Origin of the sequence: Alkalicoccobacillus porphyridii (genome assembly GCF_007293315.1) — a bacterium.
Taxonomy (GTDB): domain Bacteria; phylum Bacillota; class Bacilli; order Bacillales; family Bacillaceae_D; genus Alkalicoccobacillus; species Alkalicoccobacillus porphyridii.
In genome coordinates, this window is sequence record NZ_VLXZ01000439.1 from 1 (window position 1) to 230 (window position 230).

General features: G+C 51.7%; 1 protein-coding gene. It reads left to right on the top strand.

Translation table 11 applies throughout. The annotated features are described in order from the left end of the window. Positions 1-230: type 1 periplasmic-binding domain-containing protein (locus FN960_RS22605; protein ID WP_221936884.1), on the top strand; the 230-nt coding region annotated here is incomplete at both ends.

Genomic DNA, 230 nt, shown 5'->3' on the forward strand with positions numbered 1-230 from the left:
GATCGTCTGACAGGTTATTTGAATGCGTTGGCAAAAAAAGGGATTACCCATCGCGATTGGGTGCGGGAAGGTCCGGTAAATACTCCGGAAGGCGGCTATGTCATTATGGAAAAACTCATTGAAGAGCAGGGATGTCCGCAGGCATTTATCGCCTCGTCTTTGCCTGTGCTTGAAGGCGCTGTCCGCGCGATTCGCGACCGTCTTGGCGCTGTACCGCCAGAAATCAATAT